The 16,504-nt window shown below is 72.4% G+C and carries 14 protein-coding genes; 13 read left to right on the forward strand and 1 reads right to left on the reverse strand.

Annotated features, from left to right (window positions below; translation table 11 throughout):
* Nucleotides 1-100: 100 nt before the first annotated feature.
* The gene (locus ABZ470_RS06710) at nucleotides 101-550 is read right to left on the reverse strand and encodes a hypothetical protein (protein ID WP_362910456.1); all 450 of its coding nucleotides are present in this window, start codon (nucleotides 548-550) and stop codon (nucleotides 101-103) included.
* Nucleotides 551-1,239: 689 nt separating this feature from the next.
* On the opposite strand from ABZ470_RS06710, the gene ABZ470_RS06715 reads away from it, so the two are divergent.
* From ABZ470_RS06715 to ABZ470_RS06775, 13 genes are all read left to right on the forward strand, one after another.
* A complete protein-coding gene (locus tag ABZ470_RS06715; RefSeq protein ID WP_362910458.1) occupies nucleotides 1,240-1,431 on the forward strand; it encodes a streptamidine-related RiPP repeat protein in 192 nt (63 codons plus the stop codon).
* Nucleotides 1,432-1,517: 86 nt separating this feature from the next.
* A complete protein-coding gene (locus tag ABZ470_RS06720; protein ID WP_362910460.1) occupies nucleotides 1,518-2,273 on the forward strand; it encodes a hypothetical protein in 756 nt (251 codons plus the stop codon).
* A complete protein-coding gene (locus tag ABZ470_RS06725; RefSeq protein ID WP_362910462.1) occupies nucleotides 2,270-3,823 on the forward strand; it encodes a CocE/NonD family hydrolase in 1,554 nt (517 codons plus the stop codon). The genes ABZ470_RS06720 and ABZ470_RS06725 overlap by 4 nt, the downstream gene beginning before the upstream one ends.
* Entirely contained in the window at nucleotides 3,820-5,160 is a 1,341-nt protein-coding gene (locus ABZ470_RS06730) for a YcaO-like family protein (RefSeq protein ID WP_362910464.1), read from the forward strand. The genes ABZ470_RS06725 and ABZ470_RS06730 overlap by 4 nt, the downstream gene beginning before the upstream one ends.
* A 1-nt stretch (nucleotide 5,161) precedes the next feature.
* On the forward strand, nucleotides 5,162-6,493 hold the full coding sequence (locus ABZ470_RS06735; RefSeq protein ID WP_362910466.1) for a YcaO-like family protein: 1,332 nt from the start codon (nucleotides 5,162-5,164) through the stop codon (nucleotides 6,491-6,493).
* 12 nt (nucleotides 6,494-6,505) lie between these two features.
* Nucleotides 6,506-7,543, forward strand: a complete 1,038-nt coding sequence (locus tag ABZ470_RS06740) for an iron ABC transporter permease (RefSeq protein ID WP_362910468.1) — start codon at nucleotides 6,506-6,508, stop codon at nucleotides 7,541-7,543.
* Nucleotides 7,543-8,322, forward strand: coding sequence for an ABC transporter ATP-binding protein (locus ABZ470_RS06745; RefSeq protein WP_362910470.1), 780 nt, complete (start codon nucleotides 7,543-7,545; stop codon nucleotides 8,320-8,322). Before ABZ470_RS06740 ends, ABZ470_RS06745 begins: the two co-directional genes overlap by 1 nt.
* Nucleotides 8,319-9,305, forward strand: a complete 987-nt coding sequence (locus ABZ470_RS06750) for an ABC transporter substrate-binding protein (RefSeq protein WP_362778701.1) — start codon at nucleotides 8,319-8,321, stop codon at nucleotides 9,303-9,305. The genes ABZ470_RS06745 and ABZ470_RS06750 overlap by 4 nt, the downstream gene beginning before the upstream one ends.
* On the forward strand, nucleotides 9,305-10,492 hold the full coding sequence (locus ABZ470_RS06755) for an MFS transporter (RefSeq protein ID WP_362910472.1): 1,188 nt from the start codon (nucleotides 9,305-9,307) through the stop codon (nucleotides 10,490-10,492). The genes ABZ470_RS06750 and ABZ470_RS06755 overlap by 1 nt, the downstream gene beginning before the upstream one ends.
* Nucleotides 10,493-10,705: 213 nt before the next feature.
* Nucleotides 10,706-11,050 carry a CU044_2847 family protein gene (locus ABZ470_RS06760; RefSeq protein WP_352008894.1) on the forward strand — a complete coding sequence of 115 codons (345 nt, stop codon included), beginning with the start codon at nucleotides 10,706-10,708 and terminating at the stop codon, nucleotides 11,048-11,050.
* A 3-nt stretch (nucleotides 11,051-11,053) separates the two neighbouring features.
* Entirely contained in the window at nucleotides 11,054-12,934 is a 1,881-nt protein-coding gene (locus ABZ470_RS06765; protein WP_362910474.1) for a TIR domain-containing protein, read from the forward strand.
* A complete protein-coding gene (locus ABZ470_RS06770; protein WP_362910476.1) occupies nucleotides 12,931-14,919 on the forward strand; it encodes an SPFH domain-containing protein in 1,989 nt (662 codons plus the stop codon). The genes ABZ470_RS06765 and ABZ470_RS06770 overlap by 4 nt, the downstream gene beginning before the upstream one ends.
* Nucleotides 14,916-16,499: an Hsp70 family protein gene (locus ABZ470_RS06775; protein ID WP_362910478.1), complete on the forward strand. Its 1,584-nt coding sequence runs from the start codon at nucleotides 14,916-14,918 to the stop codon at nucleotides 16,497-16,499. Before ABZ470_RS06770 ends, ABZ470_RS06775 begins: the two co-directional genes overlap by 4 nt.
* The last annotated feature ends 5 nt before the right edge of the window (nucleotides 16,500-16,504 follow it).

Raw genomic sequence — 16,504 nt, forward strand, 5'->3', positions numbered from 1 at the left:
GAAACCGGCTATTCCGACAACCCTTTTTCTTGGCGACAAACCACCCATAACCCCTAGGTCGCGCCCCATGTACGGCGGGGCGCGACCGGCCGTCCCGGACTCAGTCTCCAGAGGTGGCCGGGGCGGTGACGTGCCGGGCGATCACCTCGTCGAGCCGGGTGATCGCGGGCCGCCAGTCGGCGGGCGGTTCGTGGCAGCGGGTGGCGCTCCTGCCGTGGTACTCCAGGGTGTAGGTGAAGTGGTCGGGGACGTCACAGCCCGCCGTGGAGGACGACCACGTCCTGATGTGGTCCAGCCCCTGCCGCAGGGAGCCGAGCTCGGCCGGGGTGAGCCTGAAGGTCCTGGTGGCGCCCGCGGATCCGCCGCGGGCCAGGCCGTTCCCGTCGACGACGAGCGTCTGACGGATCCCGGCGAAACCGCCGGTTTTCCGGTAGGAGATCGTCCCCCAGGGCACCTCGGCCGCACCGCCCTCCGGAACGCCGGCCCGCGCGGGCACCGGGCCCATCGTCGCCGCCGCCAGGATCGCGGCGGCGAGCAGGTGTCTCACCATGACGTCTCCCCTCGTCAATGTGGAACGTTCCGTAGTTTCGCCGGGAGCCCCGGGACAAGGCTCTCGGCGACGACCGCGGAAGACCATTCGCCGCGCCGGTCACCCCCGGATCGCCGCGAGCGTCCAGGACGGCCCCACCCGAGACTGCGATCCCGCGGACGCGTCGTACGGGTGGAGGAGATCCTTCGACGGACCTGCCCGCGGAACGACTCCGCACACCGACCGCCGCCGATCTCCCGGCCGCCCTCCACGGCCCCGGCCCTGTTTTCCAGGCGGGAATTCCCCCTGCCGGGGAAAGGCGCGTTTCCCGATGCCCCCGAGTGGCCGAGGCGTCGCCGAAGACGAGATCCGGACCGCCCGGCGACCACCGAGTCGCCCGTGGCGAACTGGCGAAACGCCCCGACCGCCCTTCGGGTAACCGGCCGCCCGGAATGCCTTTCCGGGTGGGCGAAAATCCGGTCGGATATTTGGGAAAACCGGCCTACCGGAAAGCGTTCCCTCCCGGCCGAAAACGTCATGTCACGAGCCTTCACGAGGCCCTTTCATCACCGCACCGATTACCCACAGTCACCACAGACAAGCCGAAAGTAAGGATAAGAGCTGCTTTTACCCCTCTTGCGATGGCCGGATTCGGCGATCTATGGTTCTCCCCGAAAACGACAACCGTTTTCACCGTCGAAAGGAGAACCATGAACACGGATCTCGGCTTCGAGGAGCTGACCTCCGCGGCGGCGCTGCCCGCCTTGCAGGGACCGGGCACCAACGCCCTCGTTCACACACCGTTCGGCTTCGAGGAGCTGGCTCCCGCCACGGCGCTGCCCGCTCTCCAGGGGCCGGGCACCAACGCCCTCGTCCACACCCCCTTCGCCTGGAACGCCTGAGTTCCAGAACGGACGGCCCGCTCCCAGTGCGGGCCGTCCGCCCATCCCATCCTTCCCCCTTTGTGAGTCGCGGAGAAGAACAGCCCATGGAGTCCATCACCCCCGGCCACCACCTGTACGTCGGCCCGGACGGGACGTGGCGCTCGTGCGACGAGAACGAGCGGTTCACCCGCCTGACCGGCCGGGCCGACCTGCTCGAACGCATGCGTGAGCAGTCCTACCTTGGTGGGAACGCCCCCGACCTCGAACCGCTGGCCACCGCTCTGCGCGAGCGGGGCGTGCTCACCGACGCTCCCTCCGGGAGCGAGGAGCCGCTTCGGGTGTGCGTGCGCGGGGACGGGCCGGTGGCCGCCGAGACCGTACGGCTGCTCGCCGGCATGGGGAACGCGCTCGCCGTGGACGACCCGGCCGCGGCGGACGCGCTGGTCGAGTGCGCGGGCTGGCTCCCCGACGGGCGTTGGCTGCGCCTCGACGACGACGGCGCCGTCAGGCACCGCTGCCACGTCGAGGGCCGCAGGCTGGTCGTCGGCCCCATGACCGTGCCAGGCCGTACCGCCTCCTACCGGGACCTGCGGGGACGCAGACTCGCCGCGGCGGCGCTGCCCGACGAGCTGGCCGGGCTGTGGACCTACCTCGACGAGGGCGCCGCCGGTACGGTGCCGCTTCCGCCGGTGCCGTGGCCGAACCCCGGCGCGATCGCGGTCGCCGCAGGCCTGCTGGTCAACGACCTGCTGACCTGGTGGACCGGTGACCTGCCCGCCACCGCGGGGCTCCAGCTCGTGGTCGATCCGGCCTCCGGACGGGTCGACCGGCACCCGGTGCTGCCGCTGCCGGTCCGATGAACCGGTTCAACCTGCGGCTGCCCGGCTGGGACGGCACCCTGCTCGCCCTCGACGTCCGCCTGCCGGACCCTTCCTCGTGGCCCGTCCCCACCGTCGTCACCCGCACTCCGTACGGGCGAGGCCGTCACCTGGCGGAGGGGGCGGGGTGGGTCAGCCGCGGCTTCGGCTACGTGGTCCAGGATGTGCGGGGACGCCACGACTCCGACGGCGCCTGGGAGTGCTACCGCAACGAGCGCGGCGACGGCGCCGCCCTGGCCGACTGGATCACCGCCCAGGAGTGGAGCGACGGCCGGCTGGTCGGCTACGGCGGTTCCTACGGCGGGTACACCGCCTGGGCGCTGGCCGTCGAACGCCCCGAGACGGTGCCCGCGGTGGTGAGCATGGGTCCGTCCATGGCACTGCACCGCACCAAGTTCGAGGACGGCGTGCTGCGGCTGGCCGAGCACGCGGCCTGGTGGCTCGAACGCGCGGACAGCCGTACCAGCAGGGACGGCCTCGCCGCCTTCCTCCTCAAGGAAGGAGACGCGCTGGCCCGTCTGCCGGTGACCGGCCTGCCCGAACGGCTCGGCGTGCGCCTGCCAGGCTGGGCCGGGGTCGTCCTGCGGGGTCCTGACCACCGCCCCGCCGAGGAGATCACCGAGGAGGAGCTGGCCGCGCTGCCCACGGCGGGGCTGCACGTCGGCGGCTGGTACGACCTGCTGGCCGACGAGACCGTCCTGCACTGGCGGACGGTCGGCGCCGCCCGCACCCCGCGCCCCCCGCAGCGGCTGATCATGGGACCGTGGGGGCACGACCTCGCCTTCACCGGACGGACCCGGCACATCGACCGGGAGCACGGCCCCCAGGCGCTGTTCGACCTGGGCGCGGCGCAGGTCGCGTGGATCCGCGCCTGCCTGGCGGGCGAGGACCCCGGCCCCGACATGGTCCTGCCCGTCGGTGGAACCTCCTGGCGGCCCTGGCCGGCCACGACCCGCGAACGCGTGCTGCACGCCCACCCCGGTAAGGGTGTCGACGAGGTTCCCGGGGACGGCTCGCCCGATGGAAGTCTTGAGGAGGTCCCCGGGAACGGTCCGGCCGGTGCCTTCGTGTACGACCCGGCCGACCCGTGTCCGTCCCTGGCCCCCGGCACCGACCGCCGTGCCCTGGACGGGCGGCCCGACATCCTGCGCTTCAGCACTCCGCCGCTGACCGCGCCGCTGTCGTTCACCTCGGTCGCCGTCCACCTGGACGTCACCGCCTCGGCCCCCGACGCCGACTGGATCGTACGGCTCGCCGAGCACACCGTGGACGACCAGGTGTTCGAGCTGGCCAGGGGCAGGGCGGCGAGTTCGGGACGTCTGGCGCTCAGCCCGGTCTGGGCGTGCCTGCCCGCCGGATCCCGGCTCCGCCTGGAGATCACCGGCAGCGACTTCCCGCGCCTGGCCCGCTCCCTCGGCACCGGCGCCGACCGCCACACGACCACCGCGACGGCCCCCGTCCGCCAACGGGTCCGCGCCGCCCGCCTGGTCCTGGAGACCCCGAGAAGCCCGCAAGACCTGGAGAACGCGTGAACAACCCGGAAGACCTGCTGGTCGACTCCCGTACCGGCGTGCTGACCGCGCTGGAACCACAGCCCCGACGCCCCGGTCTGCCCCGCTGGTGGACCGGATACGGCGCCGCCGTCGCCGACACCCGGCGGTTCGCCCCCTGGACCGCCGACCGGCACGGGTTCGGCGCGACCGTCGGCGACCCGTCGCACGCCCGCGCCGCGGCGCTCGGGGAGGCCGTCGAACGCTACTGCGGCAACGCCGTCCCCTCCGGGCTCACCGTCTCCTCCTGGCGTGACCTGACCGAGGCGGCCCTGGACCCGGAGACGATCCCGCTGTACTCGGCCGCCCAGTACCGCGAACCCGGTTTCCCCTTCGTCCCGTTCACCCGGGACCTGCCGGTCGCCTGGACTCCGGCGCGGGACATGCGTGACGGCTCCCGGGTGCTGGTTCCCGCGTCGCTGGTCTGGCTCGACTACTTTCACGGTCCTCGTGCCGCCGAGCCGCCGACCCACGCCCTGCCGTACTCGGGTATCGCCACCGGGCGCGGCCGGGAGCACGCGGAGCGGGCGGCCCTTGAGGAGCTGTTCGAGCGGGACGCCACCACGATCTGGTGGTCGAGCGGGGCCGCCTGCGAGGCCGTGGCCGATCCGGAGACGGTCACCGCGGCCCTCGGCGACGGGAGACAGGAACCACGGGTCCGGCTGCTGGCCGTACCGTCACCGTTCGGTGTGCCGGTGATGGCGGCCTTCCTTGAGGACCTCGCCGGCGGGATCGTGGCCTTCGGCAGTGCCTGCCGGGCCACTCCCCGTGAGGCGGCGGCGAAGGCGCTGGTCGAGGCCTTCGGCCTGTACTCCCTGACGCTCCAGCTCGCCGACCCGCGGGGCGCGGTGTGGCAGGCCGTGGCCGCCGGAGTGCTTGAGGAGCACGTGTTCCGGCCATACCGGGCCGACCGTTCCTACCGGGACGCCTTCCGCCCGGACTACCGCGACCTGACCGACCTGCCCGCCGTCGCGCAGCTCTACCTCGACCCGCGCATGCAGGGCGAACCCCTGGCCCGGCTGCGCGCGGCTCCCGGCCCCCACCTGGACGACCTGCCCCCGGCCGATGCGGCGAGCTATCTCGACCGGCTGGCAGGGGCCGGGCTCACCGCCTACAGCGTGGACCTGACCACCCCCGACGTGGCCGCGACGGGGTTGTGCGTGGTGCGGGTCCTGGTGCCCGGCCTGGTGGGAAACGCCCCACCGGCCTTCCCTCTGCGCGGCGGCGGACGCCTGTACGAGGTGCCGGAAAAGCTCGGCCTCACCTCCCGCGTCCTGGACGAGGACGACCTGTTCCCCCACCCTCTCCCCCTGGCCTGACATGACTGCTCCCACCGCCCTGGAAACAGGGGCGTACTCCTCGCTGCTCGACTCCCGCACCGGGATCGTCCGCTCCCTGGTCCGCTCCGCCGCTCCCGGCCATCTACCCGCCTCGTTCGAGCTGGTCACCGCGGTGCTCTCGGACACCACCAGGTTCGGCCCGTGGCCCTGCGACTCCGCGGGTGCCGGATACGCCTTCGCCGACCCGCAGGCCGCGCGCGGCGCGGCGTTCGGCGAAGCCGCGGAGCGCTACTGCGGCAACCTCGTCCCTCCCCGGCTGGTCCTGGCCTCCCACGCCGACCTGACCGCCCAGGGGGCCCGTGCCCTCGACCCCGAGGACCTGGCGCTGTACTCCCCCGCCCAGCACGCCGCCCCCGGTTTCCCCCTGGCGCCGTTCACCCGTGACCTGCCGGTCGAATGGACGGAGGCGGTCGACCTGCTCGACGGCCGGGGGACGCTCGTGCCGGCGGGGCTGGTGTGGGTGTCGTACTTCTCCGCCGACGTCACCCCGCCGACGCCCCGCGTCAACCCGGTCATCCAGGCCGGACTGGCCGCCGGGCCGACGCGTGGGTACGCCGTCCGGGGCGCCCTGTACGAGATCGCCGAGCGCGACGCCATGACGCTGGCCTGGCACGGGCGGGCCGGGCTGCGCGCCCTGACCCCGCCGCCCTGGCTGGCCGACTTCGCCACCGGGCCGCTGCGGCGGCTGCACGTGCGTTTCCTCGGCTTCCCCACCGCCACCGGTCTGCACGTGACCGGTGCGCTGGTCCGCGACCGGGAGTCCGGCCATCTCACTCTCGGCATGGGCGTACGGCGCGACGCCCAGGAGGCGATGGTCAAGGCCTACGGCGAGGCGCTGCAGTTGCAGTTGTTCACCGCCGGGCTCGACGACCCCGCAGGGCCGTACTGCCAGGTGGCCGCCGACCCGCGCAGTCCCCTGAAGCCGTGGCGGGCCGACCGTGCCTACGGCTCGTCCTACCGGTCCGACCTGGCCGACGTCGTGGACTACGGCTGCCACCTCCAGCTGTACCTCGACCCGGCCGTCCAGGAGGAGTTCGAGGAGGAGCTCGCCGAGGCGCTGGCCGAGCACGTGCCCGCCCGGGCGGTGCCACCACCCGGGGACACCCGCGAGCTGGCCGTACGGCTGGGCCGTCAGGCGCTGTGCGCCGAGGTGACCACCCCGGACGTGCGGGAGGCGGGCCTGCGCGTGGTGCGGGTCGTGGTGCCCGGCACCTACTCCAACACCGCGGCCGGACTGCCGTTCCTCGGCGGCACCCGGCTGGCGGAGACCCTGGGCGGCCGTCCCCGCCGTCGCCTGCCTCTGCCCCACTAGAGAGAGTCTCCCTTGGCCTCCTCCCGTCTCATCTCCGTGCGACGCCACCCGCTGGCGGTGGCGCTGCTGCTGGTCGCGGTCCCGCTCGCGATGGTGGCCGCCGTCAGCCTCGGCGCCGTCGACCTGCCCGCCGCGGATGTGTGGCACACGGTCGTCGCCCACCTGACGACCGGGCGGCGTCCCGCGGACGTCAGCGGCATCGACGACGAGATCATCTGGAACTCCCGGGCCCCGAGGACCGTCCTGGCCCTCGTCGCCGGGGCCGGGCTCGCCGTCGCCGGAGCCGTGCTGCAGGCGGTGGTGCGCAACCCGCTGGCCGACCCCTACGTCCTGGGGGTCGCCTCGGGGGCGTCGCTGGCCGCGGTCGCGGTCATCACCCTGGGCGGCGTCGCCGGGCTCGGCGTGCCGGGGGCGGCCTTCGTGGGGGCGTGCGCCACGCTCGCCCTGGTGCTGCTGCTCGGCAGCAGGCGCGGCACCCTGGCGCCGACCCGGCTGATCCTGGCCGGGGTCGCCCTGTCCTACCTGCTGCAGGGGGCCACCGGCTACCTCCAGTTGCGCGCCCAGCCCGGTCAGCTCTCCGGCATCCTGTTCTGGCTGCTCGGCTCGGTCTCCGGCGCGGGCTGGGACGACCTGACCGTGCCGTGCGCGGTGGTCGTGGCCTGTACGGCGTGGCTGACGGCGCAGGGCAAACGGCTCAACGCGATGCTGCTCGGCGACGAGACGGCCGCCATGCTCGGCGTCGCCGTACACCGGTTCCGATTGACGCTGCTGGCCGTCGCCGCGCTGTTGACGGCGGCCGTCATCTCGGTCGCCGGGGGCATCGCGTTCGTCGGGCTGATCGTGCCGCACACCGTACGGCTGCTCGCGGGCCCCGACCATCGCCGCGCCCTGCCGCTGGTCGCGCTGGGCGGCGGCCTGTTCCTGGTCCTCGCCGACCTGGCCGCCCGCATCCTGTCACCGCCGCTCGAACTTCCGCTCGGCATCCTGACCGCCGCGATCGGTGCGCCGTTCTTCCTGTGGCTGCTGCGCAGGGAAGGGCCGGTGTCCTGATGCGAGTGGAGGTCACCGGCCTGAACCTGCCGCTCGGCGGGGTCGAGGGGGTCGCGCTGCGGGTCGAGCCCGGCGAGTTCGTCGGACTCATCGGCCCGAACGGCAGCGGCAAGTCCACGCTGCTGCGCGCGCTGTACCGGGCGCTGCGTCCTGACGACGGCACGGTGCTGGTCGGCGGAGACGACGTGTGGCGAGCCCTGACGGCCCGTGAGTCCGCCGGGCGGATCTCCGTCGTGGCCCAGCACGGCGGGGACGGCTTCGACTTCACCGTCGCCGAACTCGTGGCCACCGGCCGTACCCCGCACCGGACCTCGCCCTCGGCCGACCGGGAGATCGTCACCGCCGCCCTCGAACGGGTCGGGATGACCGGTATGGCCGAGCGCCCGTACTCGACGCTGTCCGGAGGGGAACGGCAGCGGGCGTTGCTGGCCCGCGCCGTGGCCCAGCGGGGCGCCCTGCTGGTGCTGGACGAGCCGACCAACCATCTCGACGTCAACGCGCAGTTCGAGCTGCTCGGCCTGGTCCGTTCCCTGGGCGTGACGACGCTGGCGGCGCTGCACGAGCTGAACCTCGCCGCCGCCTACTGCGACCGGCTCTACGTACTTGAGGCGGGCCGGATCGTCGCCCACGGCTCCCCCGGCGAGGTGCTGACCCCGGCCCTGCTCGCCGAGGTGTTCGGGGTCCGCTCCCACCTGGGCGTCAACCCGCTCACCGGCCGGCCGAACCTCACCTTCGCCCCGTTGAAGGACACCCTCAAGGAAACTGGAGACCCCCGATGAGAACGCCACGAACGGCCCTGTGCGCCCTGGCCCTCCTCGCCCTGTCGGCGGGCTGCGGCGCCGGCCCCGCCACATCCGCCGCCCCCTCGGCTCCGCGCGGTGAGGGCGTCTTCCCCGCCCAGGTCGTCAACTGCGGGCGGAGTGTCCAGGTGGACAGCCGGCCGAAGCGGATCGTGTCGTTCTTCCCGTCCAACACCGAGTTGCTGCTCGCCCTGGGGGTCAAGGACCGGCTCGCCGGCCAGGTGTGGGCCGGCCAGTCGGCGCCGAAGGCGGCCTACGCCGCCGACTACGCCGGGGTCAAGGTCCTGTCCGGGGGTGAGGTGTCGAAGGAGACGCTGCTGGCCGCCCGTCCCGACTTCATCCTGGCCGACGGGGAGTACAACTTCGACGGCAGGAAGCTGCCAACCATCGCCGAACTGGCCGCGCTGGGCGTGCCCGTCTACGTCGACGCCGCGTTCTGCCCGGGGACCACCGGCTCGGCGACCCTCGCCGACATCGGGCGCGACCTCGACGCCCTCGGCGGGCTGCTCGGCGTGCCCGGACAGGCCGCAGGCGCCAAACGCGACGTCACCAGGGCCCTTGACGGCCTGCGTCGCCGCCTCGACGGACACGCCCCGGTGCGCACCGCCATGGTGCAGGTCTTCGACAGGCAGCTGTACGGCCTGGCGGGCGGCCTGTACTCCGACATCCTGCGCGTCGCGGGCGGCGCCAACGTGCTCGACGGGCTGATCCCCCCGGGCAAGAACTTCGACGTCGTCTCCGTGGAGGCCGTCGCCAAGGCCGACCCGGAGACGATCGTCTACCACTACACCGACGAGGCCGACCGCGCCTCGGCCGAGAAGTGGCTGCGTGAGCACCTGGGGCAGACCAGGGCGGTCAGGAACAGCCGCCTGGTCGCCACGCCCGCCGCCGACTACTCGGGGCTGCGTGCCGTTGACGGCGCCCAGGCGATCGCCCGCGCCCTGCACCCGGACGTGTTCTGATGCGCCGTTATCTCGCCGCCCGGATCATCTCGTGGGCCGGGTCGTCGATCACCCTTGTCGCGTTGCCGATGCTGCTCTACCAGCGCACCGGTGACGCCGCCCTGACCGGCCTGCTCACCGCCATGGAGGCGGTCCCCTATCTGCTGCTCGGCCTGCCCGCGGGGGCGCTCGCCGACCGGTGGGACCGCCGCCGTGTGCTGACCCTCACCAGTCTGCTCAGCGCGCTGCTGGTGGTGAGTGTCCCGCTGGCCGCCGCGCTGGGGCTGCTCACCACGCCGCACCTGTTCGTCGTGGCCGCGGCGACCGCCTCGTCCTTCGTGTTCTTCGACGCCGCCGCGTTCGGCGCGCTGCCCGCGCTGGTCGGGCGGGAGGGGGTGGCCAGGGCGACCGGCGTCCTGATGACCTGGAGCACCCTGGTCTCGCTCGTCGGCCCCGCCCTGGCGGGGGTGTTGGTCGCCGCGACCGGCGCGGCCCCGGCGATGGGGCTGGACGCGCTGAGCTACGTGGCGGCGGCGCTGCTGCTGGCCCGGCTGCCGCCGGCCAAGCCGGGGCCCAGGCCTCGCCGTGATCTGCGCGCCGAGGTCCTCGACGGCGTCCGCTACATCCGCGCCCACCCGGTGGTCGGGCCGCTGACCTTCCTCGGCGTCGGCAACAGCCTCGCCGAGGGGGCCGTGATGGGGCTGCTGGTCGTCGTGGCGGTCCAACGGCTCGGCCTCGGGCCCGCCGATCCGGCGATCGGCCTGCTGTTCGCCGCGACGGCGGCCGGCGCCATGGCCGCGGGCCTGGCCGTACCCCGGCTGCGGCTGCGTTTCGGCACCCCCGCGATCTCCCTCACCTCGTTGACGGCCGTGGGGATGCTGCTGGTGGTGTGGGCCCTGACCGAGCACCTGGTCGTGGGGCTGGTGGTACTGGCCGTCTGGCAGGCGGCCAACAGCCTGGTCAGCCTGAACGGCATCATCGAACGGCAGGAGCGGACCCCCGACCACCTCCAGGGCAGGGTCAACACCACCGCCAGAATGATCGCCTGGGGCGGGCAGCCCGCGGGAGCCGCCCTCGCCGGGCTCCTGGCCGAGCTGGCCTCTCCCCGTACGGCCCTGCTGACGACGGCGGTGGCCGTGCTGCTGTCGCTTCTCCTGCCTCCGGCACGTGCCCTGGCCCGGCAGGCTCCCTTGGCGTCGCGGGACTGAACGAGGATTCCGGCCACGATGGAAATCCTCCGGCTGGAAGCATCCCCGACTACTCCCATAAAGTGCAGATTTCGGGCCATATCAGGAAAATTCAGCATCGAGTCGAGCAGCCCATATTCCTCTTTACGGAAATATTGATCTTGTTATATTTTGATATTAAGACCGGTATTCCTCGGGGGCGGGTCATCCAGTGACGGATACAGACGAGGACATATGGCCAAACAGCTCGTACGGTGGGAGATCGACGGCGGAACGGTGGTCGTCGAAACGGACGAGGAGTACGTCACGGACTGGGTCCCGGTCTCCTCGACCGGTGACCGGGTCATCTACGACGCGAGACAACGCTTCGAAGAGGCCCTCAAACACGTCAGGGGCGCGGCGGAGACCGCCCTGAGGACCTTCCGTGAGAGCGCGATCGGCCCGGACGAGGTCGAGGTCGAGTTCGGCGTGAAGCTGGGCACGGAGGCGGGGGCCGTCATCGCCAAGGCGTCCGTCGAGGGGAACCTCACCGTCAGGGTCAAGTGGTCGGGGACGCACAACCACGAGCACCGCGGATGAGCCGTGCTCACCACGTGGCGGGCCCGGATCACCGGGAAACGTGACCGGTCACTGGTCACGGGCGCGGGCGTCCTGGTGGACGCCGGGCACCTGCTGACCTGCGCGCACCTCGTGTGGGGCTGCTCGGACCTCACCGTCAGCTTCGTGCAGACGGGCCGGGGAGACCTCCAGAACATCCCCGTGGGCGTCTCGTACACGGGTCCCTGGCGACGTCCCGGAGATCCCGGCGACATCGCCGTTCTCGAACTGCCCGAAAAGGTCGATCTCTCTCCGGCCAGGTTCTCTCTCCGGCCCGGCACCGCCGCCGAGTTGAACGCTCACGGTTTTCCGAGGGACGCGGGTCCTTTCGGATCGGTTCTCCGGCTACGGGTGACCTCCTCACACGGAATCGGTGAATGGCTGCACATCGAGGCCGCCACGGGTCACGCGGAGTTTCCCCGGGAGGGGTTCAGCGGTTCCGGCGTATACGAGGAAAACAGCGGCGAGGTCCTCGGCGTGATCTCGGACGCCTCACACGCCGAGAGCCGTCGCACCGGCCGCATGATTCCCGTCGAGACGATCCGCCGCCACTGGGAGGACATCGACGACCTCCTCGACCTCCCCTGGCTGTCCAGGGACGCGCGGGTCCGGCTGCGGGCGGTCGTCCACGGCGCCGGGACCGGCGCCGACCTCACGGAACTGGTCATGGGGACCTTTCCCGGCATTCCCCGGCCGAGGGACCTCCGCTCCCCGTGGGACGCCATCAGGTTCGTCGCCGAGGAACTCCGCGCGGAACCTCACGGAGACGACCGGCTCGCCAGGATCGTCACCGCCCTGTCCACGCGGCTGACCGGCCCCGGTGTCCGGGCCGGGCTGCAGGAGTGGCTCAGGACCGCCGCGAGCTCTCCCCCGCCGGAGGAGGAGGCCACCGGTCCCGCCTTCTTCCTCTCCTCCTGCGCCGAGGACGCCGCCTACGCGGAGCGGCTCGGCGAGTACCTGCGTCTCCAGGGGGTGCCCGTGTGGCACGACGCCCATGTGAGGTGGGGCGACGACTCCGTCGAGGAGACCAGGCGGCGCATCTCCCAGGCCCTGGGCGTCATCGTGCTCGTCTCACCCGACGCCGAGAGATCCAGCCGGGTGATCGGAGAGGTCCTGGAGGGCCAGCGGCGCAACCGCAGGTTCTTCCCCGTCCTCCTGCGCGGGGAACCCCTCTACATCCTCGGCGCCACCCGGCACTGTGACGCCCGCGACGGCGCGATGCCCGGCGATGACTACCTGCGCGTCCTGCGGGAGGTCCGTGACGCGGCCACCGGGACGGCTCCCCCGCCACCCGCAGAACCGCCTCGGAGAACACCGTCCTGGGAGGCACCGTCTCGAAGGACACCGCCCAGGGCGCCGATCCCGGTCCCGCACGTCACCGGCAGGGCCTCGGTAAGGAAACTCACCTCCCTCCTGGACGGCGGCGGCCTCGAACACGCCGACATCTGGACGACGACCCTTCTCCTCGACGCCGCCGGACGGCTCGGGGACGGCTGGATGCGCCGGCTCGACGGAGAGCTCCTGCCGTACGGCCTGCTGGAGGAGGTGGACGCGGTCTGGGCCCGCTCCATGGGCGGGACGCAGGGGTTCGGAGCGCAGCTGGCCCGCTACGGCGGCCCTCCCCCGGGTACGCCCGCCGGGCACGCCGGTGACTTCTTCGCACTGGCCGACGCCCTCGGCTGGCGCAGGGGCCGTCAGGCGACACCGAGATACGGGGAGTTCGTGCCGCCGGAGCCGCTCCCCGCGGGTTTCTTCCCCACGCTGCGCAACCCGCAGCTCGAACACCACCGAGGCTGGCACGACCAGTGGAGGCAGACGGCGATGGCGGTCCATCTACGACTGAGGAAGATGAGAGGGCGGCGATGATGTCCGGGCTCGTCGTCAAGCTCTCCAAGGGAGAGATCGGCATCGTCCGCCGCAGGGTCGGCCGGATACACCCGGAGGACGAGGGCCGCGAGATCCGCGTCCAGGAGACCTCCCCGGGCGTCCAGGCGGCGGTCCTGCAGTCGGACCGCATCCACGTGCTGCCGGGTGTCCTGTACGAGGTCACGGTGGTCAGGCGGACCGAGGTGCCGCTCGGGACGATCGGCGTCGTCGTGGCCAGGGACGGCGCCCCGCCCTCCCCCGTCAGGAACCTCGCCCCGCACGTCGAGTGCCGTGACTTCCAGGACGGCGTGGCGTTCCTGCGCAACGGCGGAACGCGGGGCAGGCAGCCCGGAGTCCTGCGGGGCGGCGCCTCCTACGCCATCAACACGGAGCTGTTCGAAGTGATCACCGTGAACACCCCCGTGGAGGGCAGGCACGGCCTCACCGACGACGACCTCAGGGAGATCACCATTCCGGAGGGCACCACCGGGGTCGTGGTGGTCCGTGAGGGCGAACCCGCGGGAGAGGAGGAGGGGGCGCTCGGCCGCCGGGTGCCGGGGCACGCGAGCTTCCAGCTCCCCACGGTCTTCCTGGACGGCGGGGGACAGCGGGGGGTGCAGGAGGAGACCCTCGGCGGCGGCGACTACCGGATCAACCCCTGGTTCGCCAGGGTCGTGCAGATCCCCACCCGGGTCCTCGTCCTCGACTGGAAGAGGCCGGAGCAGAAACGGCCGACCAACCTGGACTCCTCACTGGACCAGATCCGGATCAACGTCGAGGGCTACTGGGTGCGCTTCGACATGAGCCAGACCATCCAGATCCCGGCCAGGGCCGCCCCCGTGCTGGTCAGCCGGGTCGGCGAGCAGAAGACCGCCCAGGACGACCCCCCGGTGCGGCGGTTCATCGACAAGGTCCTGGCCCAGACGGTCGAGAGCTACTTCCAGCGCGCGGCGGCGGGCCGCCTGACCCTCGACTTCCTCGACAGTCCCGAGCCGATCCGGCTCGAACTCGCCGGGCAGGTGCGCGAGGCGCTCGGTGACTGGCAGGTCACCGCGATCAGCACCACCATCGGCGAGTTCGAGCCCGAGGACACGACCATCCACGAGCTGCGCAAGGCCAACGTCGAGGCGCGCACCCGGAAGCAGCGGCTCCGGCACGAGAACGAGAACGCCGACATCGAGGAGGAGATCAAACGGAAGCGGATCAGGACCGAGCGGGAACGCCGCAGGCTGGAGGCCGTCATCCTTGAGGAGCAGGTCCGGCTCCTCGGCGCCGACCACGTCGCCATGGAGCGGTTCATGTCCCACCTCAAGGAGATAGGCGTGCCGACCTACGTCGGCGGCAACGCGGAGGGAATCCTGCAGTACATGCCGCTCCAGGTCGCGCAGGAGGTGATCAGCACCGCGCTGAACGGCCCACGGCGGCCGGAGATCGCCCGGGGACCGTCGGGAGGCCGCGTCGAGGCCGAGTTGAAGCGGGCCCTGACCGACCAGCGCTCGGCGTTGCTGGCCGACATGGGCGGTGAGCCTCCCCTCGAACAGCGCGTCATCCTCTGTCTCGGGCGGGAGGACGACCACGCCGACGTCCGGGACGCCCTCGACCGGTTCGTCCGGTCCTGCGGATGGACCGTCGCCGGGGAGTCCGAGCCCGTCACCGACCCGTGGTTCCAGACGGTCACGATCAGGGCGGCGGACGCGGGCAGGGCCGCCACCTCCGAGGAGCTGGAGGCCGAGCTGCGCCGCGCCACGGACCGGGAGGCCCCCGGCTCGGACCTCGCGGCGGAGCTGGTCGAGGTCCTGGAGGGCACGACGCCGGCCGTACTGCTCGTCGGGCCGGTCCTGCTCGCCGCGGCCGGCGGGGAGCACGCCGTGCTCCGCCTGGGGCACCGGCAGCTCAGCCACCTCATCCGCAGGCCCGGCCGGCTGCTCACCGAGCCGCTTGCCGTCGTCGCGGAACTCCGCGCAAGCGGCGGGGGCGCCGGATGACCGCCTACGGCATCGACCTCGGGACCACCTACTCCTGCATCGCCCGGGTGGACGAGACCGGCAGGCCCACGGTGCTGCGCAGTCTGGAGGGCACCGACACCGTCCCGTCCGTGGTGTTCTTCGAGTCGGCGGACAACGTGGTGGTCGGCGCGGCCGCCAGGGACGGCTCCGTCCTGGAACCCGGCCTGGCGGTCAGCCTGATCAAGCGGGAGATGGCGCACGGCACCCCGCACAGGAGACACGGCAGGACCTACACCCCCGAGGAGATCTCGGCGTTCATCCTCAGGAAACTGGCCGAGGACGCCCAGGTCGCGACCGGGGAGGCCGTGCGCGACGTGGTGATCACCGTCCCGGCCGACTTCGGCGCGGCCGAGCGCGACGCCACCCGCAAGGCGGGCGAGATCGCCGGGCTCACCGTCGTGGACATCATCTCCGAGCCCGTGGCCGCCGCCATCACCTACGGTCTGCTCAACCCGGAACTCGACCGCACGATCCTCGTCTACGACCTGGGCGGCGGCACCTTCGACACCACGGTCATCACGCTCAGGGGCGGGAGCATCAAGGTGGTCTGCACCGACGGCCACCGCGAGCTGGGCGGCACCGACTGGGACGAACGGCTGATGGAGCACCTCGTCGAGGAGTTCACCCTGGAGCACCCCGACGTCGGCAGTCCGCTGGACGACCCGCAGGCCGAACAACAGCTCCGGGTCGACGCCGAGGCCCTGAAGAGGACCCTCTCGTCAAGGAACCGGCACGTCGTGCGGGTCGCCCACGAGGGCAGGGTCGCCAGGGTCGAGTTCACCAGGGAGACCCTTGAGGAGCTGACCAGGGACCTTCTCGACCGCACCGTGGAGATCACCAGGCGGACGATGGAGACGGCGGCGGCCAAGGGGGTGCGCGACTACGACCAGTTCATCCTGGTGGGCGGCTCCACGAAGATGCCCGCCGTCGCCGAGGCGCTGCGGCGGGCGTTCGGGGTCCCGGTCCTGATCCAGGACCCCGACCTCGCGGTCGCCAAGGGGGCCGCGCTGTACGCCTTCGAGGAGACCTACCGGCGCCTGCTGCGCTCGGGCGACCACGCCGGGGCCGAGGCGGTCGCCGCCCAGGCCGGGCTGACGGCGGAGCGGCGGGAGCTGATCGAGAACACGACGATCAGGACGGTCGCCTCCCGAGGCTTCGGCATCGTCCTGACCGGCGGAAGCGGCGAGACACCGCACGTGCTCCACCTCGTGCACGCCAACGACCCCCTGCCCACGTCCGTGACGGAGGAGTTCTACACCGTCGTCCCCGACCAGGCCGTGGTCACCGTCGAGATCGTGGAGCAGGCGGGAACCGCCGAGTCGCCGCGCCTCGACGACAACGTCAGGATCGCCACCGGGCAGCTGCCGATCCCGCCGGGCAAGCCGAGGGGCTGGCCGATCGAGGTCGCCTTCGACCTGGACTCCTCGGGCCTGCTGCACGTGACCGCCAGGGAACGGGAGACCGGCGAACGGCTCGACCTGCGGGTCCAGATAGGAGGCATGTCCGAGGAGAAGGTCGCGGAGTCCCGCACATGGCTGTCCCAGGTGCGGGTCGGCTAGGCGGC

Source organism: Streptosporangium sp. NPDC020072 (assembly GCF_040631445.1).
Lineage (GTDB): Bacteria > Actinomycetota > Actinomycetes > Streptosporangiales > Streptosporangiaceae > Streptosporangium.